Origin of the sequence: Chitinophaga sp. CCNWYY40 (assembly GCF_037483205.1) — a bacterium.
GTDB lineage: Bacteria > Bacteroidota > Bacteroidia > Chitinophagales > Chitinophagaceae > Chitinophaga > Chitinophaga ginsengisegetis.
Map to the genome: position 1 here is coordinate 1 of NZ_JBBHLF010000007.1, position 22,916 is coordinate 22,916.

Here is a 22,916-nt window from a genome sequence, read left to right on the forward strand (position 1 = left end):
TCAATCGGATCTTTATTAATTATGTTTAGCTGTACATTACCTGTTTGAACCTAAGCATCACTACTTAGATTCGTGCTATTGTTTCCAATCTTTCAAAGAACTTTTGATCATTTACATGATCGTTGATGATGTGTGAGATCCGATCTCCGTGGCACTCCTGCCAAACATCTTTTTCAATTTATCCTGCAACTTTCGCTTTCCGTTTGTTGCCCCGTTGTTGTTGGGGTTGCAAAGGTAATCAACTTTTATTTTCTACCAAATCTTTTTAAAGATTTTTTTAAATTTTATTTTTTCATGGTAGCTGATCGCAGAAGCACTGATACCAGCTATTAGCAGCTGTACCGCCATGATAAAATAAGTGTAGAAATGTAGTGTCGGAAAGAGCTTTTGTATACGTGCTTTCTATCAAAGCGGAGCGCAAAGGTAGGCGGAATTTTTACACTTCCAACTTTTTCACCCGACTATTTTTTAGATTTCTCTGTAATCCTTTGTGGCAAAGGATTACAGAGATCAAGAATTATTGACGATCAAAGCGTATTGGCTGCAGCAACCCATCAGGATATCTTACTTTCATTAAAAACAAACCCTGCGGAGGAACTGCAAAATCAGCATTTGTACAATCAAGGCTTTCTATCGCTGCCTTAAACTGATCCATAGAAAGCTTACCACGCCCCACTCTCAGCATGGTTCCTACCAGTCCACGCACCATACCACGCAGGAAACGGTTGGCTGTAACGTTATAGACTATACGCTCTCCGTCTACCGTCCAGTAGGACTCGGTAATGTTGCAGATATAAGTCTTCACCTGCGTATTGCGCTTGGAAAACGTGGTAAAATCGCTGTAACCCTTAATCACTTCCGCGGCTTCCTGCAGTGCAGTGATATCCATCTTATAAGGGAAAAAGTATCCGCGGTCTTTCAGAAAAGGATCTTTGCGGGTATATAAAGTATACTCATAGGATCGGGCCAGCGCTGCAAACCGGCTGTTGGCATCCGGTGGCACCTGGTAAATAGCCCGCAGCACGATATCATCAGGGAGAATGGCATTGATCTTATACAGGAACTGCGGATGCAGGGGCAATTCCGTATCAAAGTGCAGGAAATTCTGTTGTGCGTTTACACCGGCGTCGGTTCTGCTGGAGCCGGTGCTTTCCGTCTTTTCCCGGAATAATATGCTCAGCGCCCGGTCTATTTCCGCCTGCACGGTATGTGCATTTTCCTGTACCTGGAAACCGCTGTACTGCGCCCCCTTATATCCTACTTCAATAAAGTACCTGTTCATATGAGGGCGAAAATAAAGAATTACGGACTATCCGGAATGAATTACGGAGTTATAGTCAGATGATCCCGTGATCTATCTTCCCATAACTCCGTAATAATGAAGGTTATATTACTTATGCAACATGGCTTTGAACCGGCCCCTGTAATAGTCATCTATTAACAGGGTTTCCAGCGAACCGTATTTTTCGGTATCCACTGTTTTGGAATAGGCTGCATCCAGCAGGCGATAGCGTGTATCATCCGCAGTGAGCAACTGTACCAGGGTTTTCACCTGCACTGTTTCCAGGCAATAGTTGCGGGTTTGTTTCTTAAATACTTCAATCATACTGTTATCCGTTCTGGCAGCTACAAATTTGCGTAACACCTTGCGGAAAGTATCATCGTCCATTACATTGGTGCAATCCGTATTGATCAGGCGCGCATCGGCTTTCTTCTTTTCTGCAGTCGTCATTTCAGGCACCACTTCTGCTCCTACCGGCGCTCCTGCTGCATCTGCATTCACCACTTCTTCCTCACTGCGTTTCTTTTTCTTTTTGCTCTTTACCGGTTCTTCGTCCGTAACCGCAATACCATAGCCACTGGAATCCGTAATGATGTTAGCCGGATGCTCTGTATCGTCAAAGATTTTTTTCCTTTTCTTTTTGGCGCGTACCGGCGCTTCTTCTGTGGCAGTTACCGGCACTTCCACCACTACGGGCGCAGCAGCTTCTGTAGTGGCTGCAACAGCCGCAGGCGCTTTATCATCCTGGAATTCTATAAAGTCAGGATCCCCTTCTTTTGCTTTATGTTTCTTTGATTTCTTTTTCACCGGCTCTTCTGCAGGAGCAGCGGCCTTCTCAGCGTCTTCAGCAGCAGCTTCGCTGGCGGCGGTTTTACCTTCTTCAGCCAGTACGCCACTCAAAATAGCCTGTTCTTCTTCTGTTAAAGGTTCTCTTTCTCCTTTATTACGTTTCTTCCGGGGCTTCTTTACTTCTCCTTCGGCAGCCACTGGCGCCACTTCCGCGGGAGCAGCTTCTTTTTTCACTTCCGGTGCAGGTTCCGGCTCATTCCTGTCGTCGCCGCCTACCACTACTTTATCGAGTGCAGAAGCAAAAGGATTTCCTGATTTGGCGGGAGCCGCGGATTTAGCAGGACCGGTTACAATTGCTTTATCGGCAAAAGTAGTTTCCAGGTCCTTCTGCAGGTTGTTCATCATTTCCTTTTTGGCGGTATCCAGTTCCGGCACAATGGAATCTGCCGCCGGAGGCGCTGCTGCCAGGGCAGTTTCGCCTGCATCTGACCTGAGTTCCCGGAAGGTTTGCAGGTTATATAAAGAATAACCGGCTTCGCCGGATTGCTTCAGCAGAAAGCCCTGATCACCTTTTGTTATTCTAAGGTTAAACTGCGCTTCCTTAGCTTCTTTGTTTGGAAAACCCACTGTAATGGGCGCCGTACCTGTTTCCAGCCGGGGGATAATAATGTAGCCCCTTTCGGTGGAACTCAGCACTTTGCCGTTATGTTTTACATAAAACGGCTGTCCCTTCTCGCTCTGAATATACACGTAGTGGAGTTGTTCCTGCGCCCACAGCCGGCCGCATAGTAACAGACATGCCCATACGAATATTACTGTCCTGTATTTGAGATGCATACTATAAATTGGTATAAAACTGTCCTTGTGCAAATATTATTCCAGCACGATCAGCACTTCGCCTTTTTCCACTGCGGTGCGCTCTGTTACCTTGATTTCTTTTACGATAGCATCTGATCCGGCCTTGAATACGTTTTCCATTTTCATGGCTTCCAGTATCAGTACCGGGTCACCCTTTTTGATGGCTTGTCCGGGGGTTACCAGCACTTTCAGCACCAGTCCGGGCATCGGCGCCTTGATGTCATTCACCTTTTTGGTCATTGCATCCTTGATCCCCATTGATGCCAGCAGCTGGTCGATCGGCTCTTCTATCACCACTTCAAACTGCTGCTGATCTATCTGTAACACCACGGTTTTAGTATCTTTCTCTATCCTCAATACCTGCGCCTGGTAGCTGCGGCCATCCATTATAACGCTGTAATCGCCGGTAGGCAGCTTCACTGCCGACCAATCCACTTCCTGGTTATCGCAGGTAAGCTTTGTATCGTTATTAACGGCAAATGTAGATTTACCATTCACTATTGCTTTGATCATAATGCTGTTTTATTGGCCTGTAAGCTCAACAAAAATAGCATTTTTAACCACTTACCTCATATTTGGTCCATTTGTTTAAATTTGACTCTTTTTAATTGGCGCAAGCCGATACATTTGTTTAAAACAGTCTTTTACATGAATCTACATCTGAAGCAATCCCTGATGGGGATGCTGATCGGAGGAATAGCCGGACTGGGGATGAGCACTTCCCTGATGGCACAATCTGACAAAGCTGCCCAGGAAGACCCCGCACTAAAGATCTACCGCGCATCCGCCACTAAAGTGAACGATCTGGTACACACTAAGCTGGACGTACGTTTCGACTACGCCAAACGGTACCTCTATGGCAAAGCCTGGATAACCCTCAGGCCACATTTTTATGCCACCGACTCCCTCACCCTGGACGCCAAAGGCATGGACATCAAAGAAGTGGCAGTAGTAAAAGCAGGTAAAAGTACTCCGCTGAAATACAGCTACGACGATCTGCAACTGCATATTGCTTTGGATAAAAGCTACAAAGCCACTGAATCATATATCATCTATATCAGTTATACCGCAAAACCCGATGAACTCAAAGTAAAGGGAAGTGCTGCTATTTCTGACGCCAAAGGACTTTATTTCATCAATCCCGATGGTAAAGATCCCAAAAAGCCCACCCAGATATGGACACAGGGCGAAACGGAAAGCTCCTCTGCCTGGTTTCCTACTATCGATAAAACCAACCAGAAATGCACCGAGGAAATCAGCATGACCGTGGAAAAGAAATATGTAACCCTTTCCAATGGTAAGCTGGTAAGCCAGAAAAACAATGCCGACGGTACCCGTACAGATACCTGGAAGATGGATCTCCCCCACTCCCCTTACCTGTTTATGATGGCTGTAGGCGAGTATGCCATTGTAAAAGATACCTGGCGCGGCAAAGAAGTAAATTACTATGTAGAAAAGCCTTTTGAGAAATATGCCAAGAACATTTTTGGCAACACACCCGAAATGCTCACCTTCTATTCCAAAATACTGGGATACGATTATCCCTGGGTGAAATACTCCCAGATCACCGGCCGCGACTACGTTTCCGGCGCCATGGAAAATACCACCGCCACCCTTCACGGGGAGTTTATACAGAAAACAGACCGCGAACTGCTGGACAACAACAATTACAATGAAAGCGTAATTGCGCATGAACTGTTCCACCACTGGTTTGGTGACCTGGCCACTGCAGAGTCCTGGAGCAATCTTACCGTAAATGAATCCTTTGCAGACTACAGCGAATACCTGTGGCTGGAGCATAAATATGGTAAGGACGCAGCAGATGAACACAGCCTGGAAGCGGCACAATCGTACATGTCGATGGTGCAATACGCCGGCGATAAAGACCTGGTGCGCTTTCATTATCACGACAAAGAAGATATGTTTGACCAGATCACCTATCAGAAAGGCGGCCGGATCCTGCATATGCTCCGCAATGCCGTTGGTGATTCTGCCTTCTTCAAATCCCTGAACCTTTACCTGAAAACAAATGCCTTTAAAGCTACAGAAGCGCACCAGCTGCGTTTGGCGGTAGAAGAGGTAACCGGCAGGGATATGAACTGGTTCTTCAACGAGTGGTATTTTGGTAAAGGCTTCCCGCAGCTGGACATCAGCTATAAGTATAATGATGCCGCCAACACGGTGACTGTTATTTTACAGCAGATCCAGAAAGATAGTAAAGTATGGCACATCCCGATGGCCGTTGATATATATGCAGGCGGTAAAGCAAACAGGCATAACATCTTCATGGAAAACAGGGTGGACTCTTTCACTTTCTCTTATACAACTAAACCAGACCTGGTAAATGTAGATGCAGATAAGGTAGTTTTAGCCAAGATAGATGACCACCGGGCGTTTAGCACTTATGCTTATCAATACGCCCATGCGCCTAATTACATGGACCGCCATATTGCAATAGATGAAGCAGCAGATGCACAGGCTACCAATCCGGAAGCAGTGAAACTGTTGGTGCTGGCTTTGAAAGATAAATACCACGGCCTGAGAACTTATACCATCGGAAAGCTGAACCTTAGCAATGAAGCCGTGAAAACCGCTGCCCTGCCTATTTTGACGGATCTTGCCAAACAAGACCCCAGCTCCCTGGTACGTGCAGCTGCGTTACAGCAACTGGGTGAATTAAAAGATCCACAGTATGCCGCTTTATTTGAAGCAGCCACAAAAGATAAATCCTATGCTGTAGAAGCCGCCGGCCTGGAAGGCTTAGCCACCCTGGATTTAGACAAAGCGTACAACATTGCCAAACAACTGGAAGGTGATACCAAAGGTAAACTGGTGAATGCTATTGCCGGTGTATATGCCCGGAAAGGGAATGCTTCCGATGTTACTTTTGTGGCAACAAAGTTTGATGAAACCTCTGGTCAGGACAAGCTGAATGCGGCTTTCGACTACCTGGGTTTCTTATCAAAGATCAACAACACCCCGGCTGTGATAAAAGGTGTGGACCAGGTGAAAGCCATGACCGCACAATTTAACAACTCACAGGTAAGCACTTACATCAGCAACTGGATGCAGGAAATCAGCAAAAGCAAATCGCAGGAAGCTACAGCCACTACCGGCGCTAACCGCGATGAACTGTTGAAGCAGGCAGACTATATGGCTAAGGCATCAGAGGAGATCAGGAAGAGTATTAAATGATTGTGGCGTAGGTTGTCTTTCTCAGGATTAAACTGATTAAACTGATTACCTTGATTTTACTTTTTGGATTTTACAAATGATTTTAACTGATTAGGGGAGATATAAGCGGTATTCGCTTATATCTCCCCTAATCAGTTAAAATCAAAAGTGATCAAATCCCTAAATCAGTTTAATCAGTTTAATCCTGAGAAAGACAACCTACGCGACAATCTCCACGAGGGCATTGAGCTTAGGATCCCAACGCCAGGGAGTATTGGCGAGTCTTACACCTCCGAGCCAGCGATGCTCGAGTGATACATAGTCGAGATAATTTTCTTCTTCTTCCAGTATTTCCCTTCCCAGGCTGGTAATTTTCAGCATCTGGTCGTGTTCTTCAATTACGCCGGCATTAGCCATGCGATGGATGAGGATATCGAGCTGGAAGTTGGTGAAGCCGTATATTTCCAGTTCGTTCCAGAAAAGCATGTAGAGGTCGTACCAGCGGTAACTGCCCAGTACGAGGCGAAGCAGGAAATAGTTTTCGATGGTGCTCAGGCCGGTATTAACATCGGGGAAACGTTTCAGGTGTGCGTTGATGGCTGCGGGCAGGTATTTCAGATTCCCGGCAGAGAGTTTACTGATTGTTTCCAGCACTTGTGGAGTACTGAGGCACCAGGCATCCCATACATCGGCGGCCCAGGTGATATCCTCTGGTTGAAGCCGTGTGCGTTGTTCAAAGATTTGCGGGAAGTCTTCCGCATTGGGGTGATGGTGCAGATCCACCAGGCTGATGGGAGGAAGGGTGGTGAGCCGGCTGCTGAGGTAATAAAGGATGAACAGCATATTGATCTGGCAGAACAGGTCATATTCAAACCAGAGTACAATTTCATCTGTACCGGAGCCGGAGAGATCTAGTTTCTCCAGCTCCTGTACTACATTGGTATAATAAGTTTGTTTATCAATTCCGTAGTGGAATTCGAGGTGTTTGGCGCGGCTTTCAAAGAATTCTGTGAGGTCTTTTGTATATTTTACTTTGCCTTCGCACATCATTTCCCGGCAAACCACTATTTCCCCCGGCACCTTGCTTTCCCGGAACAAGGCAAGGGTAGCATCTCCATTTAACACATGCAAGTATGACATAAAATAGTTTTCCTGCTATTACCAGCTGCCACTGGCGCCGCCGCCGCCGCCGGAACCTCCTCCAAAGCCGCCGAAGCCACCACCTCCTCCACCACCGGACCATCCGCCTCCGCCGCTGCCACTGCCAAAGCCTCCCATGCCGCCTATTACCGGCCATATCCATCCGCCGCGCCTGTTATAGGTGGTGCCGCCACCTCTGCCGCCGCCACCGCCGCGGCCAATGATGGAAACGATAATCACGATGACCATGATGATCAGGAATATAGCGCCCGGGCTGATGCCGGGTTTGCTTTGCCGTGGATCTGCGCGGTATTCGCCGGCAGCTGCTTTCTGAATGGCTTCTACGGCGCCATCGAGGCCCTGATAGTAGTGCCCTTCACGGAAAGCTGGCTTTATGATCTGTGCAATGATCTGGTTGGCAACGGCATCGGGTACTACGCCTTCCATGCCATAGCCCGTTTCAATCCTGATCTTCCTGTCTTCCACTGAAACAAGAATAAGGATACCATTGTTCTTGCCTTTGGTACCTATTCCCCAATCGCGCAATATTTTTAATGATACCTGACTGATATCGTAGTCGCCGATGGACTTGAGTGTAACAATTGCTATCTGCGTGGAGGTGCTGTCGAAGTAGGCCACTACTTTTTGTTCGAGGGCATCATCTTCAGTTTTCAGCAATACGCCTGCAAAGTCATTAACTAAAGTGGGAGGATTAGGCCGGGGCGGTATATTCTGTGCATTCGCCAGCAAACCCGCCATCATTAATAATCCCGGTAAAAACCAGCGTAGTATCCTCATTGTATCAAAGCTAAAATCGTTTAAAAAGAGTGGCTTTTATTTGCCGAAGACGATATCGTCAGGCAATTCATTAGCATCGTTACCGGCTTCATGCGGGAAAAAAGTGCGGAGTGAGGCGCCTATTTCCGCTATACATGCTTCAATACCGTCGATAATACGATTGTTCTGAAAGTGGTCGATTAATAATCCTGCTTCTTTCACCCAGAATTCGTCACCTACTTTCTCATGTATGCCCTGGTCGCCCAGGATGGCAAACTGCCGGTCTTTAATGGCCACGTATACCAATACGCCGTTGCGCAATTTTGTTTTTCCCATATCGAGTGACACGAAAGCTTCTTTCGCTCTGTCCATAGGATCCACGTAGCTGCAATGGCTTTCTACAAACAACCTGATTTCTCCGGAAGTAAGCCGTTCTGCTACCCGGATAGCCTGCACGAGTCTTTCTTTCTCCGTTTCTGAAAAAATCTCTTTTCGTTTAAAAGGGAAAATGCGCATGCTGTATATAATTTTTTTGATTTCCGTTCCGGGGATGCCGGTATTGCACCAGCATCCCGGAGGCGGCTTATCTTTTAAAGGTTGTTTTAGAATTTAACCTGTGGAGCATTTTCGGAACCCGCGGCTGCTTCGAAATAACCTTTTTGTTTAAAGCCAGTGATACCGGCTACAATGTTGTTTGGGAAAGTACGAACGGAGCTGTTGTAAGCATTTACCGCTTCGTTGAAATCGTTACGGGCAACATTAATCCTGTTTTCCGTTCCTTCCAGTTGTGCCTGGAGGTTCTGGAAGTTAGCATTTGCTTTCAGGTCGGGGTAGGCTTCTGATACGGCGAGTAAGCGGCCCAGTGCCTGGCTTAACTGTCCTTGTGCAGCCTGGTATTGCTGAATTTTTTCAGGGCTGAGATCATTCACATCTACTTTGATCTGGGTAGCGCTGGCGCGTGCCTGGATCACTTTTTCGAGGGTTTCAGTTTCGAAATTGGCGGCGCCTTTCACTGTGGCCACCAGGTTAGGGATCAGATCAGCACGGCGTTGATAGCTACTTTGTACCACTCCCCATTTATTTTTCACGTTTTCGTCTTTAGTCACGAGGCCGTTGTATTTACCACAACCTAACATGACCAGCAATGCGAGTACTACGATAACAATAATTCCTGTTTTCATCTGAATTTAAATTTAAGTTTTAAGTGCCGGCAAATGTGCAAAAGGTATTCCCGATTTTACGCTTGCCGGTGTAAGTAGTTTTTTCACCGGTGAACGCTATAAAAAAAGCGGTTAACGCGCGCTTTTCATAACTACACGAAAATATGGAAACTCCCCCACTAAATCGCTATTGGATAAGGAAACGGCTATTTTTTAAAAAAGTTCATTCATCCTTGAAATATTCGTCATAAAACAGTATGTTTATATGTACCTTTGTTGGGTGTAAAATGCTGAACGTTTTACTATATGATTTAAGGTGAATGGGGCAGAATGGATACAAAATCGATATCGAAAGTTTCATTGTTTCTAACTCATTTATTATCAATAACTTGGAACTAAGTCTGCTTAAATGAGTGCACAACACATCCATATACTCTATATTGATGATGAAATACACAATCTGAATGCTTTCAAAGCTTCATTCAGGAGGTTGTACAACATAGTTACAGCCACTTCTGCAGAAGAAGCAGAAAAGCTGCTGGCAGAACAGGAATTTCACATCATTATCTCGGACCAGCGGATGCCCAAAACAACCGGGATAGAGTTTTTTGAATCAATACTGGAAAAGTACCCCGAGCCTATACGTATGCTGCTGACCGGCTATGCCGATATCAACGCAGTAGTAGATGCCATTAACAAAGGACAGGTATATAAATATTTCTCCAAACCCTGGAATGAAGAGGAGTTGAAACACAATATCGAGAAGGCATATGAAGTGTACGCCCTCCGCAAAGAGAACAAAGAGTTAACCGCCAAATTGCTTGATGTAAACCAGAAACTGGAGTTCCTGGTAAGACAGAAACTAATTTCCTGATCATTATTGGAGGCAGTGAAAATAAGGAGGAGTTCCTGTGAAGTGGGGACGGGCCTACTTATGCCTTACTGTTGCGTTGCACGCAAGGTGGACTTGATCAGGATAACAGATGCTCATTCCCGTTGGTGTAACAGCACTGTGTGAGGTGTACACAAAGTAGTATTATACTTCTTCCCGCGCGCTTCTTTGTAACGCGGCACCTTCTTTACATCCGGTATTACAGTTACCCGTTGTTTTTTCACTGCCGGCGGCACCACTGCGAGTATATCTGCCGCCACAAACCGGCGGTTTGCCGTTGCCAGCGGGCCATTAAAGCTTCTTACCTGTACTATTACCAGCAACGTTCCTTTTCCCGGCAACGCCACATCCAGCTCAATATCACTGAAGCGTGTATCCATACCGATCATAACACTGGCCGTACGACTACCTGTTATACGCCGTTCCAGGAAACTGACGCGAACAGCAATGACCTTCACCTCCAGGTGGGTGGCTGTGCCCTCCGGCCGCAATGTTTGCGCGGGTATGGTTACCACTCCGGCAGGTGACATCACCGGCTGCTGACAGAAGAAATTCTCCACGCCGGCGTGCCTGTTGAACCGGAAGCCGTTTAACATCTGCAGCTGACCTTTCCCTGCGGAGATCAACGTTTTGTTCAGGCGATTGACCAATGAGCCATCGCGGGAGATATCCAGGTGCGGCGTAACGGCCTGCCGGACCAGTTTTCCTTTCCTGCTGGCGATACCAAAATCGCGCGATGCGTGCCGGGTAGCGGCGGTTTGCCGCACCGTTTCGGGCATGGTACGGAGGTAATATTCTCCGTTCCTGCGGTAACCGATCAGGTTACCCAGCTTGCCCGTAAAACTGATTATTCCTGTTTGTTTTGCCATAAGCGTTAACTTTTTTACTGAAAATAAGATAAAACCACGGGAGGGTTTCCGGGCCGGATTTAGAGATTGACAAAAGGGAGTGTATCGTGTATTGGATGTTATTCAAACGGGAATGGACTACCCCTCCGCTTTCTCTAAAGCGTCATGAACTACCATTCGAAACTATCTAAATCTGTAAATGTTGATTTTCCTTTAACTTGCACCACATTGTGAACTTAATTTCCTAGAATCATGCAAGTTTGGAAAGATTACCAGGCAGAGAACAAAGATCGTTTCCTGGATGAATTACTGGCGCTGTTACGCATTCCTTCTGTGAGTGCGGATTCCCGTCACAATAAAGATACCCAGCAATGTGCAGAAGCGGTAAAAGTACGTTTGGAAGAAGCCGGCGCAGATAAAGTAGAAGTGTGTCAGACTGCTGGTCACCCGATCGTTTATGGCGAAAAGATCATAGATCCATCCTTACCCACCGTGCTGGTATACGGTCACTATGATGTACAGCCTGCAGATCCGCTGGAACTGTGGCATAGCGGTCCGTTTGAACCGGTGATCAAAGATGGTAATATATATGCCCGTGGCAGTGCAGACGACAAAGGCCAGTTTTACATGCATGTAAAGGCTTTTGAAACCATGAACAAAACCAACACCATTCCCTGCAACATCAAATTTATGATTGAAGGGGAAGAAGAAGTAGGTTCTGCTAACCTCGGCATCTTCCTGAAAGATAACAAAGAGCGCCTGAAAGCAGATGTAGTACTGATTTCAGATACCTCCATGATCAGCCTGGAAAACCCTTCCATTGATACCGGTCTTCGCGGACTGGCTTATATGGAAGTAGAAGTGACCGGTCCTAACCGCGACCTGCACAGTGGCGTATACGGCGGTGCAGTGGCTAACCCGGCAACCATCCTGGCAAAAATGATTGCTTCCCTGCACGATGAAAATAACCACATCACCATTCCCGGCTTCTACGATAAAGTACAGGAACTGAGCGCAGAAGAAAGAGCCGCACTCAATGCCGCTCCTTTTGATGAAGAAGAATACAAAAAAGACCTGGGTGTAGCTGATGTTTGGGGAGAGAAAGGTTTTACCACTATCGAAAGAACCGGTATCCGGCCAACACTGGAAGTAAACGGTATCTGGGGTGGTTATACCGGCGAAGGTTCCAAAACCGTATTGCCATCCAAAGCATTTGCCAAGATCTCTATGCGCCTTGTTCCCAACCAGGACTGGCACGAAATATCGGACTTGTTCACCAAACATTTTGAAGCCATTGCGCCAAAGAGTGTGAAAGTGAAAGTAACCAAGCATCATGGCGGCAGCCCGTATGTTACCCCGATCGACTCGGTAGCATTTAAGGCAGCCCACAAAGCCATCAACGCCACTTTTGGCAAAGATCCTATCCCGGTGCGCGGAGGAGGTAGTATTCCTATCGTGGCGCTGTTTGAAAAGGAACTGGGGCTGAAAACAGTACTGATGGGCTTTGGACTGGATAGCGACAACCTCCACTCTCCCAACGAGAAGTATGGTTTAGCCAATTATTACAAAGGCATTGAAACCATTCCTTATTTCCACAAATTTTTTGCGGAAATGAGTAAATAGCCAAACCGGCGGCAGCCACGGTTGCCGCCGGCTTAAAGTTTTGAATATGAGTAATACCGAAAAAGTACGCGTAGATAAATATCTCTGGTCCATCAGGGTGTTTAAAACCCGCAGCCAGGCTGCAGATGCCTGCGACGGCGGTAAAGTAAAGATGAACGGCTCTTCTGTAAAAGCCGCTAAACCCGTGAACATAGGCGATAAGTTTGAGATCAGGAGCGAAGCCCGTAAGTGGGTGATTGAAGTAACCGGCCTCATTTCCAACAGGGTGGCCTATCCTGAAGCTATTAAGTATTATATAGACAATACCCCGGATGAGGACAAACTGGCGCCAGCCTTTGTTCCATCTGTATTCCAGACCGGTAAGCGCCAGAGTAAGATTGGCCGTCCAACGAAGAAAGACCGGCGGAGTATTGAAGGGTTTATGGAGGGGGATGAGGAGGAGTGATGTATTTAATGCAGCATATCTTTAAAAGGTTCCTCTTTGTACTTCAGAGGAGCCTTTTGTTTTTTCATAGCCGGTCTTTCAGCTCCTGCTGTACTTCCCAGGCAAGGTCTTTTATTTTTCCCATTTCGGCGATGCTGAAAACCGCTGCATGATGGCGTGTTTCGCGCGCCTTTTTGTAAAAGGTGCTTTCACTCCATCCGCATTCTTCACAAACTTTTTCGCGGAATTTAACGGCGCTACCGGCAAAGCCTTCGAGGAGAGAACGGAGGGGATTGGTTTGTACAGTTTTTGTTGGTTGCATGATATGTATGGTTTTGGTTAACAAAGTTTGGAATTACAACAAGTAATTAAGACTTTTTAGCTTGTCAAGCTAATTCAAAGATAATGCTTTTTATATTATTGTGTGCTTATTCGCACACATATTTTCTATTCCTTTTGTTCATATTCGACTTGAATATGGATATCAATAAGCAAGAGGAACTAAAACAGTTTGGCAATAAATTACGCCAATTGCGGGAGCAAAAGGGATGGAGTTTGCGCCAGATGGCAACAAATTGCAGTATTGATTTTTCCAATCTTGGGCAAATGGAAAAGGGTAGAGTGGATGTGAGATTTTCTACTATTATTGAATTAGCTAAGGTATTAGAAGTTACCCCGTGTGATTTATTTGATTGTTAGATCAACATCTTTGCCCTCTGTATAAGTTTCATGTATATCGTAAACTTTATTTAAAGATGGTTAAATTTCATGTATATCGTAAACAGATCAATTTCTAGCTTCTAACTTATCAATATCATCCAAATCTTTATGGCGACCTGCGGCTTTCTTTGCCTGTATAAGATTATTTAAATGTAGGTACTTTATCTCCAAATCACCGTCAATAAATATTTGAACTAAAGCAGCAGCTTCCTTAAAATCCACTCCTTTCAACTTCGTCAGGATATCTATTCCTACAGGAGAGCGTCCAAATGAGAATACATCTGCCTTCTCTACATCTAAAAATTTGCTTTCAGTCATATCAAAGATTGGTAGCCCGAATTCAGCAAACGCCCTGGTCAATTTTAAATAATTTTCTTTGGTCCGGTTTACCCAAATATCCATATCACCTGTTACTCTTCTATAACCATGAAGAATAACTGCATAGCCCCCTACCAGAATATATTCAACCTGATTATTATTTAAAGCCCTGATGAAATCCCTAAAATCGTCATTGAATATAGATCCCATTATTATTTTTGTTTTCTACATGAAAAAACAGTCTTATCCATCCGCGGTGGGTTGCTCAGATCAAACCCATAGGCTTTTGAAATGAGATACCACGATTGGCGAACCCGTTCTGCCAATGAAAGGCTTAAATCAACATTATCAGCATCTGCCTCTGCAAATGTCTTGATTTTGAAGGCTGTTCTGTCAAATCTGTATGGCTCCATAAATATGTGAATTTACTAATAACAAAGATACTTATCCCACCACAACTGACATTCTCCCTTTTTTCTACAATTTCTCACTTTTGCGTAGTAATTTTGCATCCTCATTCTTAAACTAAGGATTTTCAATGCCTAAACAAAGCGACGTACTTACTGCCGATTTCCTGGTGAAAGTAGCAGAAGAATTTGGTACCCCGGTATATATATACCATGCAGAAAAGATTAAAACCCAGTATGAAAAGCTCCAAAAGGCATTTCAGAAGTCTGACACCCGCTTTTTCTACGCCTGTAAGGCATTGACCAACATCAATATCCTTAAGTACATCAATTCTATTGGTTGCGGACTGGACACGGTGTCGATCCAGGAAGTGCAGCTGGGCCTGAAGGCTGGCTTTGATCCTAAGAATATCATCTTTACCCCCAACTGTGTGGACCTGCAGGAAATTATTGCAGCGAAAGACCTGGGCGTAATCATTAATATAGACAACCTCTCCATCCTGGAGCAGTTTGGTAATAAGTTCGGTGGCAGCTATCCGATCTGTATCCGTTTGAACCCACATATCATGGCGGGTGGAAACTTCAAGATCTCTACCGGGCATATCGATAGCAAGTTTGGTATCTCCATTCACCAGATGCGCCATATCGAACGCATTATCAATTCTACTAAACTGAAAGTAACCGGCCTGCACATGCACACCGGCTCTGAAATCAAGGATGTAGATGTGTTCCTGCGCGGCGTGGAAGTAATGTTTGAAATGGTACAGCACTTCCCTGACCTGGAATCTATTGACCTGGGCAGCGGCTTTAAGGTAGCTTACCAGCAGGGAGATCCTGAAACAGATATTGACCTCCTCGGCAAAAAACTGAGCGAAGCGTTCAATAACTTTGCTAAATCATACGTACGTCCGCTGCAGCTGTGGTTTGAACCAGGAAAGTTCCTGGTAAGCCAGAGTGGTTACTTTGTAGTAAAGGCTAATGTGATCAAGCAAACTACTGCCAATGTATTTGTAGGGGTAAATTCCGGCTTCAATCACCTGATCCGCCCCATGTTTTATGAGGCGTTTCACCTGATCCGCAATATTTCCAACCCGAAAGGCACCGAGCGGATCTATACCGTGGTAGGTAATATCTGCGAAACAGACACCTTTGGATGGGACCGTAAGATTAACGAGGTAAGGGAAGGCGATTACCTGGTGTTTTATAACGCCGGCGCCTATGGCTTTGAAATGTCATCCAACTTTAACTCCCGCCTGAAACCGGCGGAAGTGCTGGTAAAAGATGGCAAGCCGCACCTGATCCGTAAACGTGATACATTGGAAGATCTGCTGAAAAACCAGATCGAATTGCAATAAATCTTCCGGATTTCCGCGGATTCAGGTATTTGATTATCAGGTGTATAGCACATTTGACAAATACCTGAATCCCGGAATTCAATATTGATACAATATTTCCCCTACCTTTGCGTCTACAATAGTACTCCCTCTCTGTTATTCCTGCAATGTTTTACTGTAAATTGTAATAAGAATTGTTACTGGCACTAAAAGGACAGCCTTTGGTTATAATTGTACCATAATATGAAAGTTTTAACTGCACACCCCGGTATATTTAACGATGATAAAGTAATTGAGTCTAATATATCATTCGTACCGTTCCTGAATTATCTGAAGGAAAAGGTAACTCATGAAGGAGAAGCCCGTTCGTCTTTCTATAAACTGATCATTGATAAATTTGAAAGTAACCCGGAGATACTCAAACCCATTCCTGCCACTGCTGATCTCGGTGCATACAAGGAATACCTGGATCTGCTGATAGCCGCTATTTTCCCGGTTACTACAGATTCCAGCAAAGACATCTATGGCATAGGCGTTCCGTTTAAGTTCGCCATCTTCCATTATTCTGATCTCTTTAAACAGCTATTTGCTGAAAACGGCTCCGAGTTATCGGCTGTTCCGGACGGCATTTCCATTGCACAGGTAAAAAAAGACAAGATCACCTGGTTGTACAAACTGATCCTGGAAAAGGTATTCCACTTTCCCATGAACTATAAAAACGATATCATCCATACGCTGGAAACGCCCGATGGTGGTAAACGTTATGTGAAAGTAAATATAGATCCCAGGTTTGTGGATGTAAAGGTAAACGGTGAACTGCCGCACCTGAACTATGATATGTTCTGCTCCAAGCAGATTACACCGGATGCCCTGCAACAGCTGTTGCCTACCAGTATGTTTTCACTGGAAGGCTTTGTTATCTGGACAGTGAAAGATGTGACCCAATCGGAAACGCTCAATAATATCAAGAGCCTGGTGATGAACATGCGCACCAGCAACGAAATCGAGAGCTACCGGACCCTGGAAAAAATGATCCCGGTTATTTTAGGCATCCCCGATGTAACCGCCCACATGGTGCCCTTTCCAAAAGTAAACGGCAAAAATGTATTGGAAGAACAATTCTCCAACACCGATCCGATCCTGGGAGTGGGCAACAAAAAACAACAGCAGCACTTTTTCCAGCTGCTGCTGGAACACGCGCAGCAAAACCCGGCGCCGCTGATAGTTCCTGATGTAAATGAAACGTCGATTGCACCACATGCGTTCCTGAAATATCTGCCTATCAAGAATATCCGGAGCTTCGTGATATTCCCGATCACGCATAAAAAGGAAATACTGGGCGTGCTGGAACTGGCCTCTTCCACACCCAACCGGTTATCGTCTAACCCGCTGTGGAAACTGCAAAACACTTATCCCCTGCTGGTGCTGATGCTGAACCGCAGCATGAACATCCTCGAAAGCCGGCTGAATGAAGTGATCAAAGACCAGTTTACCGCCTTACAGCCTTCCGTGGAATGGAAGTTTGTGGATGCCGCCTGGAATTACCTGCTGACACCAGAAGAAGAAAGAAAAGATATTGAAAGCATCAGCTTTGATGAAGTGTACCCGCTTTATGGCGCGGTGGATATCCGCAACTCATCTGTACAGCAGGGCACTGCTATCCGCGAGGATTTGCAGGAACAGCTGGAACTGATCCGCGATACACTCGAAACCATCGGTAAAACCATTCACCTGCCTTTACTGGAAGAACTGCAGTTTAAAACAAATGATCTGCTGGACAATCTCAGTAACAGCCTGCAGGCGGGCGAAGACCTGAAGGTGAACGAGTTCATGGACCAGGAAATACAGCCTGTACTGGAACATCTCTGTGAAGACAATGAAGAGCTGAAACCATTACTGGCCAGCTATTTTGCGAAGATGGACAAAACAGAAGGACACGTTTATCATCACCGGAGAGAGTACGAAGAAAGTTTATCCAACATCAACATGGCCATCAGCCAGTACCTGGAGAAGGAACGCCAGTATATACAGCATTCTTTCCCCTGCTACTTTGAAAAGTACCGTACCGATGGCGTGGAGTATACTATTTATATTGGCCAGTCGATTGCCCAGGAAAAGAAATTTGACCAGTTGTACCTGCGCAACCTGCGCCTGTGGCAGCTTTCTTCTATGGCGCATATCGCAAGGCTTACGCATAAACTGGGACCTAAATTAAAGGTGCCGCTGCAAACCACGCAGATGATCCTGATGCACAGCGCTCCTATCACCATCAGCTTCCGCAGCGACGAACGCCGGTTTGATGTGGAAGGCGCTTACAATGTGCGTTATGAAATCATCAAAAAACGTATTGATAAAGTACATATAAAAGATACCGGCGAACGGTTAACACAACCCGGCACCATTGCAATGGTATATTCTTATGTGAGAGAAATGGAGGAACTGAAAAAGTATATTACTTTCCTGCAAAGCAAAAAAATACTGCTGCCGGAAATTGAAATGCTGGATCTGGAAGAGCTACAGGGCGTGAGCGGATTGAAAGCGCTCCGCGTAAAAGTAAATATGGAAGCTATCGTATAATAAAAAAGGGAAGGCTATCTGCCTTCCCTTTTTTATTTAGAATTTAAACCCGAAGGTGATATAAGGTATTGTTTCTTCTTTGGAATGCCCCACCACTGCGGTAATGATCAGGGCATTGATCGGCGCAATATAAACGCCTCCGCCGTATCCATCGTGCCATACGTGCGAGGTTTCATTTTCCCTCCATATGCGGCCCACATCATTAAAGGCGATGAGCCCTACGCCTGCGGGCAGGATATAAGTTTTGAGATCAAATAACTTCACGCGTATTTCTGTATTGTTATATACGCTGGCGTCGCCGGCAAAGCGGTAGTTGCGGTAACCGCGCAGGTTTTGAACGCCGCCAACCGTGAGTGCCTGGAAGTACTCATAGTTCCCCCATAGTTTACCGCCGCCAAAACGACTTACAATTACAAAATTAGCCGGGATGCGGAAGCTCATGTATAAACTCAGATCCGATTGCAGCGAAGTAGTGTTATAACTCTTATCATTTACGCCAAAGTTACCGGCGTAAGTGGTTGTCCACAGAATGCCGCGGGTAGGAATGATCTTACTGTTACGGGTGTCAATAGTAGCCACTATTTTACCACCCGCATATGCTTTATTAGTATAGATGCCGGCAGAATCCAGTCCATTGTTTTTGAAGTCGGTGATGAAACGGTCATGGTTTTCATCTTTATCAAAGGCGTAATTATTGAATGTAGGACCGTACGCAATGGTCATATGATTTCCTATGCTGGTGCGCAACAATGCTTCTGCAGTATAAAAATTATACCGTGCACGATAGTAAGAAATGGTTTTATTACCGGACTTATCGAATATAGTTTCATTTCCATATCCGAAGAAGTTGATGGTATTGTTGGGCGCTTTTGCTCTGGCAAACAGCAGCAGGTCTGTTTTCCCGATTACATCGGTGTATTCTCCTTCATAGCGGAAGTTCCAGGCACGGGTGGCCAGTGCATGCGTAGCGGTAAACAGGTGTTTGGTGGAGAACGGCTCCCGGCGCCATGCGTGGCGGGTAACGGACAAGCCTAAACCGAGCAGCAAACCATCGTCACGATTGTAGCCGCCGGCCAGTAGCGGCATTGTTTTTTCATACTGGAAGGCGCTGCGGTTATATTTGATATTCGCCGGATCGTTGGACAGACGGCGTTGTTCATTGCCGGTGAGGGCGAAAGTATCTTTGCCGGTTCTCTGATCGTATATGCGTACCCGTTTGCCAGCCCTTGCAGTGGTGCTGTCGATATAGGAATCGGCGTCCTTGCCGCCAACGAGGCGTATGCGTATGGGAGTTGCGTTATCGCCTTTTATTACAAAGCGATCATTACCACCCATGCCATATACATTTACTTCTTTGGTTACGGAAGGATCAAAAGTGCGGGAGTAGATGTTTTGCTGAACGACTCCTTTCTTGCTGATCTTAAATATATCGAGGGCTACTTTACCACCAGGTTGTTTTTCTACCGAGATGAGTTCATTCTTTTCAGTGGCCGGCACATCAACGCCTTTGGCGAGGAAGCGGTAGTATTTGAGTGTGTTCTTCTCCAGGATGTTGCGGCGGGCAGATAATTTATCGATCATCATAGGGCCTACCAGCGACCGGATAGTATCGGGAAAAGCGTTTACAGCAGCAGTGATCACGCTGTCGGTCATCTTCTTTAAAAGCTTATCTGTTTGTTTCTTCCAATCCTCTTCATTCATTTCATTGAGGAAAGAGCGATCGAAGTAACGGGTGCTGAAGTTAAAGCCGTTGATATCGGGGATATCTTTCCGGAAGCCCTGTATGGCCGGCATAAACCAGGGGCGGGCAGCCAGGCGGGGAATAAATCCTCCGTTCAGGAAAAACGCCTGGTCGCGGTCGCGGGGAACCGGGTAATAGTATTCTTCTCCTTTATGTTTTTCCTTATACCAGCGCCACTGGTCGTCATGACGATCAAAGTCCATGATGTACATATCAAAAATACGGGCGCGGAGTACGGATTTCTGATCGATATGTTCATCATTATCTCCCCAGATCTTTGCCAGTACTTTTGGCGTATTGTAAGTTTTATTGTTGCTGCCGGTAGCGGGTTCTCTTTCTTCAAAGAGGAATACTTCGTTCCCATAGTCGTTTGCATAGATGCCGAGCGAGCTATCGGCTGGCAGGTATACAAAAGTGGGATTGGTGTGCGGCACGCCGGCGGCTTCGGCCAATACGCTTACTGCCAGCGGGGCATAAGGGTTGGCGGCGGAGATCTGGTCTTGTACTACTTCGCGGGCAATGGTTTCGCGGAGCAGTTCAGGAATAGCTGCCAGCGGGAACTTTTTCAGGGAGCGCATGGCCCATTCGGTACCGGTGCTGTCTTCCAGGCGGAGTGAGTGTGTTTGTTTTCCACCGCCGCGTTGCAGGATCTTCAGGCCGCCTTTGGCAGTTTTGAGGTCCAGTACCGGGAAGTTGAGCGGGGTGGCCCATACCTGCCGGTAATTTTCTCCCAGCAACTTTTTATGAAAATTGGAGACATGTACATACTGTGTATCCGCAGCTACCTTGATAAATGGCGGCAGTGATGCCGGCGGCGTGTAGGCGAGCGACTGTTGCGGAATGTCCTGCAGGCGGAACAGGTTATTGCTGAAAACGGGTTGTGTGCCGTTGTCTGCAACATAATACTGTACGCGTACGGTGCTGTCGGACATTAATTCGATGGCGCTAAAACCGTTATCTGTACTGGCGAACAGGGATTTCGACCCTTTCTTTACGCGGTTATTTTTTGCGCCGCTGCCACTTACCACGTAGGCATTCTGCTGATCTTTTATGAGCTGGAGGGTGTGATCGTGACCAGACACAAACACCACCGGGCCATGAGGTTTCAGGGCTGCTTCCACTCCTTTGATCATCTGCTGATACTTCGGATTGGGAATATCTTCCAGGGTACCAAAAACGCCACGGGCAATGGGATAGATAGAGCCTATCACCGGCAAAGGCACATACAGCGCCGGGCGCAGGTCTGTTAACGGGAAAATATGTTGCTTGATGGTATAATATCCTCCGTGAATACCGTAGCTACGGAAGGGGTGATGGGTAGCAAATATGATCAGCTTGTTGCGGTTGGTGGCTACTATTTCCGACAGCCTGGTAAGGATCTCGTCATTGTCTTTACAATCGCAGGAAGATTCTATTCCCGGCTTCTGATAAGGGAACACCCACCATTCGCTATCCATAATGATGAGGGTGATATTATCGGAGATCTTTACTTCTATGGGTCCGGGGCAACCTTCTTTTGGTTCAAACTGAACGTTATCGAGGTGTTGGGAATCCACATACCGTTGCTGATTGCGGATGATATCCCATCCATCGGGTTTACTTTTGTCCCAGTCGTGGTTACCGGGAATGATATATCCCTGGGCTTTGGTACCACGTACCAGGTTGATCTGGTAGTCGATGATTTCTTTGGCCACCTGGAATTTGTTACTGGAGGAATCGGGTAACCCGTGCGGATATACGTTATCGCCCAGGAAGAGGATAGTATTCCGGCTATCCTGGAGATCGAAGGTATTACGTACGGCATCCACTACGGGATTTTTGCCGTTGTCGTGCAGTTCCCCGGCATCGCCGATAAGGATCACACGTTTCACGACCTGCGGCGACTGAGCATAGGCGGCAGTACATGTAACAATTAGTAGGGCAATATAGATGATGGCTGATCTGATCATTTGGACTTGTAGGTAAATTTAAGAATATTGGCAGTACCGTCGTATCCGCCTTCATTAGAAATATACATATCGCCGTTGGGTGCAAATGCCAGTCCTTCCGGCTGAAGGAACAGGCGGTGTTTCAGGTTGTAGGCTTCCTGTACGTGGCCCTGCAGGTCGGAGATCACGAGCAATCCATTCACAGAGGCGATGATGTACAATCGCTTTTCGATGGGATGAATGGCTGCTGCGGAAGGTTTGAAGAACCGCATATCTGAACCGGCCAGGCGCGCAATTTCCTGGTTATTGAACTTATAAATGGCCGTGGTATCAAATGTCCTGGAGGCCAGATCAAAGCGGTAGGCGCTGGTAACACCGAGGCGTTTATCATCTTCACAATTCTTACAGATCATCACAATGCTGTTACGGGCAGAATCGTAGTAAGTGGTTTCAAATTCCTTCTTTCCCGTTTTTGGCATTTTGTGATGATCGCTGTAAACGCTGTCGGTGAACAGGCCGTGGACTTCAAACAGGGAGCCATTGCTTTTCAATACAAACCAGCCGCTATCTGTGTGGCAGATATCTTCATAATCTCCGTTTTTTGCAAATTTAAAGTGCGGGTAAGGTTCCTTTGCCAATACATCCAGCTGGTAGATGTGGCCTTCCTCATCATTAATGGCCATAATTTTGTGTTCATCAGGAAACAATTCCATGCCTGAAATTTCCTGCATAGACTCCCTGACCCGGTAGCGTACCGGCTCTTTTAAATCGTAACCACGTGGGGAGGCGTATACTTTTTGTTCCCTGTCGCTCATATTACATGACAAGAGGAAAAGGAGAAATATTAACCCGATCCGGACATCCATAGTGTAACTTTATAGCATAAATTTAACTCAAAAATGCAGTAACTTAGGTTCAATTTGC

At 46.1% G+C, this 22,916-nt stretch carries 20 protein-coding genes; 7 read left to right on the plus strand and 13 right to left on the minus strand.

The window, feature by feature from the left end; translation table 11 throughout:
* Nucleotides 1-517: 517 nt before the first annotated feature.
* The 3 genes from truA to V7S65_RS25545 form a co-directional block, all read right to left on the minus strand.
* A complete protein-coding gene (gene truA / locus V7S65_RS25535) occupies nucleotides 518-1,282 on the minus strand; it encodes a tRNA pseudouridine(38-40) synthase TruA (RefSeq protein ID WP_079473640.1) in 765 nt (254 codons plus the stop codon).
* A 108-nt stretch (nucleotides 1,283-1,390) separates the two neighbouring features.
* Nucleotides 1,391-2,908 carry a DUF4476 domain-containing protein gene (locus V7S65_RS25540; protein ID WP_336389072.1) on the minus strand — a complete coding sequence of 506 codons (1,518 nt, stop codon included), beginning with the start codon at nucleotides 2,906-2,908 and terminating at the stop codon, nucleotides 1,391-1,393.
* A gap of 36 nt (nucleotides 2,909-2,944) precedes the next feature.
* The gene (locus V7S65_RS25545; RefSeq protein ID WP_111579976.1) at nucleotides 2,945-3,442 is read right to left on the minus strand and encodes a biotin/lipoyl-containing protein; all 498 of its coding nucleotides are present in this window, start codon (nucleotides 3,440-3,442) and stop codon (nucleotides 2,945-2,947) included.
* Between the two features lie 135 nt (nucleotides 3,443-3,577).
* Between V7S65_RS25545 and V7S65_RS25550 the strand changes: the two genes are divergently transcribed.
* Entirely contained in the window at nucleotides 3,578-6,124 is a 2,547-nt protein-coding gene (locus tag V7S65_RS25550) for a M1 family aminopeptidase (protein ID WP_111579975.1), read from the plus strand.
* A 198-nt stretch (nucleotides 6,125-6,322) separates the two neighbouring features.
* On the opposite strand, the gene V7S65_RS25555 is transcribed toward V7S65_RS25550, so the two are convergent.
* The 4 genes from V7S65_RS25555 to V7S65_RS25570 all read right to left on the minus strand — a co-directional run bounded on the left by V7S65_RS25555 (nucleotide 6,323) and on the right by V7S65_RS25570 (nucleotide 9,201).
* A complete protein-coding gene (locus V7S65_RS25555; RefSeq protein WP_336389071.1) occupies nucleotides 6,323-7,243 on the minus strand; it encodes a hypothetical protein in 921 nt (306 codons plus the stop codon).
* 18 nt (nucleotides 7,244-7,261) lie between these two features.
* A complete protein-coding gene (locus V7S65_RS25560; protein ID WP_079473635.1) occupies nucleotides 7,262-8,041 on the minus strand; it encodes a TPM domain-containing protein in 780 nt (259 codons plus the stop codon).
* Nucleotides 8,042-8,077: 36 nt separating this feature from the next.
* On the minus strand, nucleotides 8,078-8,536 hold the full coding sequence (locus tag V7S65_RS25565) for a TPM domain-containing protein (RefSeq protein ID WP_079473634.1): 459 nt from the start codon (nucleotides 8,534-8,536) through the stop codon (nucleotides 8,078-8,080).
* Between the two features lie 86 nt (nucleotides 8,537-8,622).
* On the minus strand, nucleotides 8,623-9,201 hold the full coding sequence (locus tag V7S65_RS25570) for a LemA family protein (protein ID WP_079473633.1): 579 nt from the start codon (nucleotides 9,199-9,201) through the stop codon (nucleotides 8,623-8,625).
* A 388-nt stretch (nucleotides 9,202-9,589) separates the two neighbouring features.
* Between V7S65_RS25570 and V7S65_RS25575 the strand changes: the two genes are divergently transcribed.
* Nucleotides 9,590-10,054, plus strand: a complete 465-nt coding sequence (locus V7S65_RS25575; RefSeq protein ID WP_111579972.1) for a response regulator — start codon at nucleotides 9,590-9,592, stop codon at nucleotides 10,052-10,054.
* A 113-nt stretch (nucleotides 10,055-10,167) separates the two neighbouring features.
* On the opposite strand, the gene V7S65_RS25580 is transcribed toward V7S65_RS25575, so the two are convergent.
* Nucleotides 10,168-10,941: a hypothetical protein gene (locus V7S65_RS25580; RefSeq protein WP_336389070.1), complete on the minus strand. Its 774-nt coding sequence runs from the start codon at nucleotides 10,939-10,941 to the stop codon at nucleotides 10,168-10,170.
* Between the two features lie 231 nt (nucleotides 10,942-11,172).
* On the opposite strand from V7S65_RS25580, the gene V7S65_RS25585 reads away from it, so the two are divergent.
* Both V7S65_RS25585 and V7S65_RS25590 read left to right on the plus strand, forming a co-directional pair.
* Nucleotides 11,173-12,543 (plus strand): dipeptidase, encoded by a 1,371-nt coding sequence (locus V7S65_RS25585; protein WP_079473631.1) that lies wholly within the window; start codon nucleotides 11,173-11,175, stop codon nucleotides 12,541-12,543.
* 46 nt (nucleotides 12,544-12,589) lie between these two features.
* Nucleotides 12,590-12,988: an RNA-binding S4 domain-containing protein gene (locus V7S65_RS25590; RefSeq protein ID WP_079473630.1), complete on the plus strand. Its 399-nt coding sequence runs from the start codon at nucleotides 12,590-12,592 to the stop codon at nucleotides 12,986-12,988.
* Between the two features lie 64 nt (nucleotides 12,989-13,052).
* Here V7S65_RS25590 and V7S65_RS25595 read toward each other — a convergent pair whose 3' ends face one another.
* Entirely contained in the window at nucleotides 13,053-13,289 is a 237-nt protein-coding gene (locus V7S65_RS25595) for a hypothetical protein (protein ID WP_336389069.1), read from the minus strand.
* A 155-nt stretch (nucleotides 13,290-13,444) separates the two neighbouring features.
* Between V7S65_RS25595 and V7S65_RS25600 the strand changes: the two genes are divergently transcribed.
* Entirely contained in the window at nucleotides 13,445-13,666 is a 222-nt protein-coding gene (locus V7S65_RS25600) for a helix-turn-helix domain-containing protein (protein ID WP_336389068.1), read from the plus strand.
* An 87-nt stretch (nucleotides 13,667-13,753) separates the two neighbouring features.
* Here V7S65_RS25600 and V7S65_RS25605 read toward each other — a convergent pair whose 3' ends face one another.
* The gene (locus V7S65_RS25605; RefSeq protein WP_336389067.1) at nucleotides 13,754-14,215 is read right to left on the minus strand and encodes a hypothetical protein; all 462 of its coding nucleotides are present in this window, start codon (nucleotides 14,213-14,215) and stop codon (nucleotides 13,754-13,756) included.
* A 2-nt stretch (nucleotides 14,216-14,217) separates the two neighbouring features.
* Complete coding sequence (locus V7S65_RS25610) at nucleotides 14,218-14,418, minus strand: hypothetical protein (RefSeq protein WP_336389066.1); 201 nt, start codon at nucleotides 14,416-14,418, stop codon at nucleotides 14,218-14,220.
* Between the two features lie 125 nt (nucleotides 14,419-14,543).
* Here V7S65_RS25610 and lysA point away from each other — a divergent pair, with 125 nt between their 5' ends.
* The gene (lysA, locus tag V7S65_RS25615) at nucleotides 14,544-15,767 is read left to right on the plus strand and encodes a diaminopimelate decarboxylase (RefSeq protein ID WP_079473623.1); all 1,224 of its coding nucleotides are present in this window, start codon (nucleotides 14,544-14,546) and stop codon (nucleotides 15,765-15,767) included.
* Between the two features lie 222 nt (nucleotides 15,768-15,989).
* A complete protein-coding gene (locus V7S65_RS25620) occupies nucleotides 15,990-18,323 on the plus strand; it encodes a GAF domain-containing protein (protein WP_336389065.1) in 2,334 nt (777 codons plus the stop codon).
* Nucleotides 18,324-18,359: 36 nt separating this feature from the next.
* On the opposite strand, the gene V7S65_RS25625 is transcribed toward V7S65_RS25620, so the two are convergent.
* Both V7S65_RS25625 and V7S65_RS25630 read right to left on the minus strand, forming a co-directional pair.
* Nucleotides 18,360-22,013: a BamA/TamA family outer membrane protein gene (locus V7S65_RS25625; protein WP_336389064.1), complete on the minus strand. Its 3,654-nt coding sequence runs from the start codon at nucleotides 22,011-22,013 to the stop codon at nucleotides 18,360-18,362.
* Entirely contained in the window at nucleotides 22,010-22,858 is an 849-nt protein-coding gene (locus V7S65_RS25630; protein ID WP_336389063.1) for a hypothetical protein, read from the minus strand. Before V7S65_RS25630 ends, V7S65_RS25625 begins: the two co-directional genes overlap by 4 nt.
* Between the last annotated feature and the right edge of the window lie 58 nt (nucleotides 22,859-22,916).

What these genes read in the sequence shown, in the direction of transcription:
- V7S65_RS25550 (WP_111579975.1), top strand. Translation starts at nt 3,578, where the DNA reads ATGAATCTACATCTGAAGCAATCCCTGATGGGGATGCTGATCGGAGGA.
- V7S65_RS25625 (WP_336389064.1), bottom strand. Translation starts at nt 22,013, where the DNA reads ATGATCAGATCAGCCATCATCTATATTGCCCTACTAATTGTTACATGT.
- V7S65_RS25600 (WP_336389068.1), top strand. Translation starts at nt 13,445, where the DNA reads ATGGATATCAATAAGCAAGAGGAACTAAAACAGTTTGGCAATAAATTA.
- V7S65_RS25565 (WP_079473634.1), bottom strand. Translation starts at nt 8,536, where the DNA reads ATGCGCATTTTCCCTTTTAAACGAAAAGAGATTTTTTCAGAAACGGAG.
- V7S65_RS25560 (WP_079473635.1), bottom strand. Translation starts at nt 8,041, where the DNA reads ATGAGGATACTACGCTGGTTTTTACCGGGATTATTAATGATGGCGGGT.
- lysA (WP_079473623.1), top strand. Translation starts at nt 14,544, where the DNA reads ATGCCTAAACAAAGCGACGTACTTACTGCCGATTTCCTGGTGAAAGTA.
- V7S65_RS25555 (WP_336389071.1), bottom strand. Translation starts at nt 7,243, where the DNA reads ATGTCATACTTGCATGTGTTAAATGGAGATGCTACCCTTGCCTTGTTC.
- V7S65_RS25540 (WP_336389072.1), bottom strand. Translation starts at nt 2,908, where the DNA reads ATGCATCTCAAATACAGGACAGTAATATTCGTATGGGCATGTCTGTTA.
- V7S65_RS25605 (WP_336389067.1), bottom strand. Translation starts at nt 14,215, where the DNA reads ATGGGATCTATATTCAATGACGATTTTAGGGATTTCATCAGGGCTTTA.
- V7S65_RS25575 (WP_111579972.1), top strand. Translation starts at nt 9,590, where the DNA reads ATGAGTGCACAACACATCCATATACTCTATATTGATGATGAAATACAC.
- V7S65_RS25545 (WP_111579976.1), bottom strand. Translation starts at nt 3,442, where the DNA reads ATGATCAAAGCAATAGTGAATGGTAAATCTACATTTGCCGTTAATAAC.
- V7S65_RS25590 (WP_079473630.1), top strand. Translation starts at nt 12,590, where the DNA reads ATGAGTAATACCGAAAAAGTACGCGTAGATAAATATCTCTGGTCCATC.
- truA (WP_079473640.1), bottom strand. Translation starts at nt 1,282, where the DNA reads ATGAACAGGTACTTTATTGAAGTAGGATATAAGGGGGCGCAGTACAGC.
- V7S65_RS25620 (WP_336389065.1), top strand. Translation starts at nt 15,990, where the DNA reads ATGAAAGTTTTAACTGCACACCCCGGTATATTTAACGATGATAAAGTA.
- V7S65_RS25595 (WP_336389069.1), bottom strand. Translation starts at nt 13,289, where the DNA reads ATGCAACCAACAAAAACTGTACAAACCAATCCCCTCCGTTCTCTCCTC.
- V7S65_RS25630 (WP_336389063.1), bottom strand. Translation starts at nt 22,858, where the DNA reads ATGGATGTCCGGATCGGGTTAATATTTCTCCTTTTCCTCTTGTCATGT.
- V7S65_RS25610 (WP_336389066.1), bottom strand. Translation starts at nt 14,418, where the DNA reads ATGGAGCCATACAGATTTGACAGAACAGCCTTCAAAATCAAGACATTT.
- V7S65_RS25570 (WP_079473633.1), bottom strand. Translation starts at nt 9,201, where the DNA reads ATGAAAACAGGAATTATTGTTATCGTAGTACTCGCATTGCTGGTCATG.
- V7S65_RS25585 (WP_079473631.1), top strand. Translation starts at nt 11,173, where the DNA reads ATGCAAGTTTGGAAAGATTACCAGGCAGAGAACAAAGATCGTTTCCTG.
- V7S65_RS25580 (WP_336389070.1), bottom strand. Translation starts at nt 10,941, where the DNA reads ATGGCAAAACAAACAGGAATAATCAGTTTTACGGGCAAGCTGGGTAAC.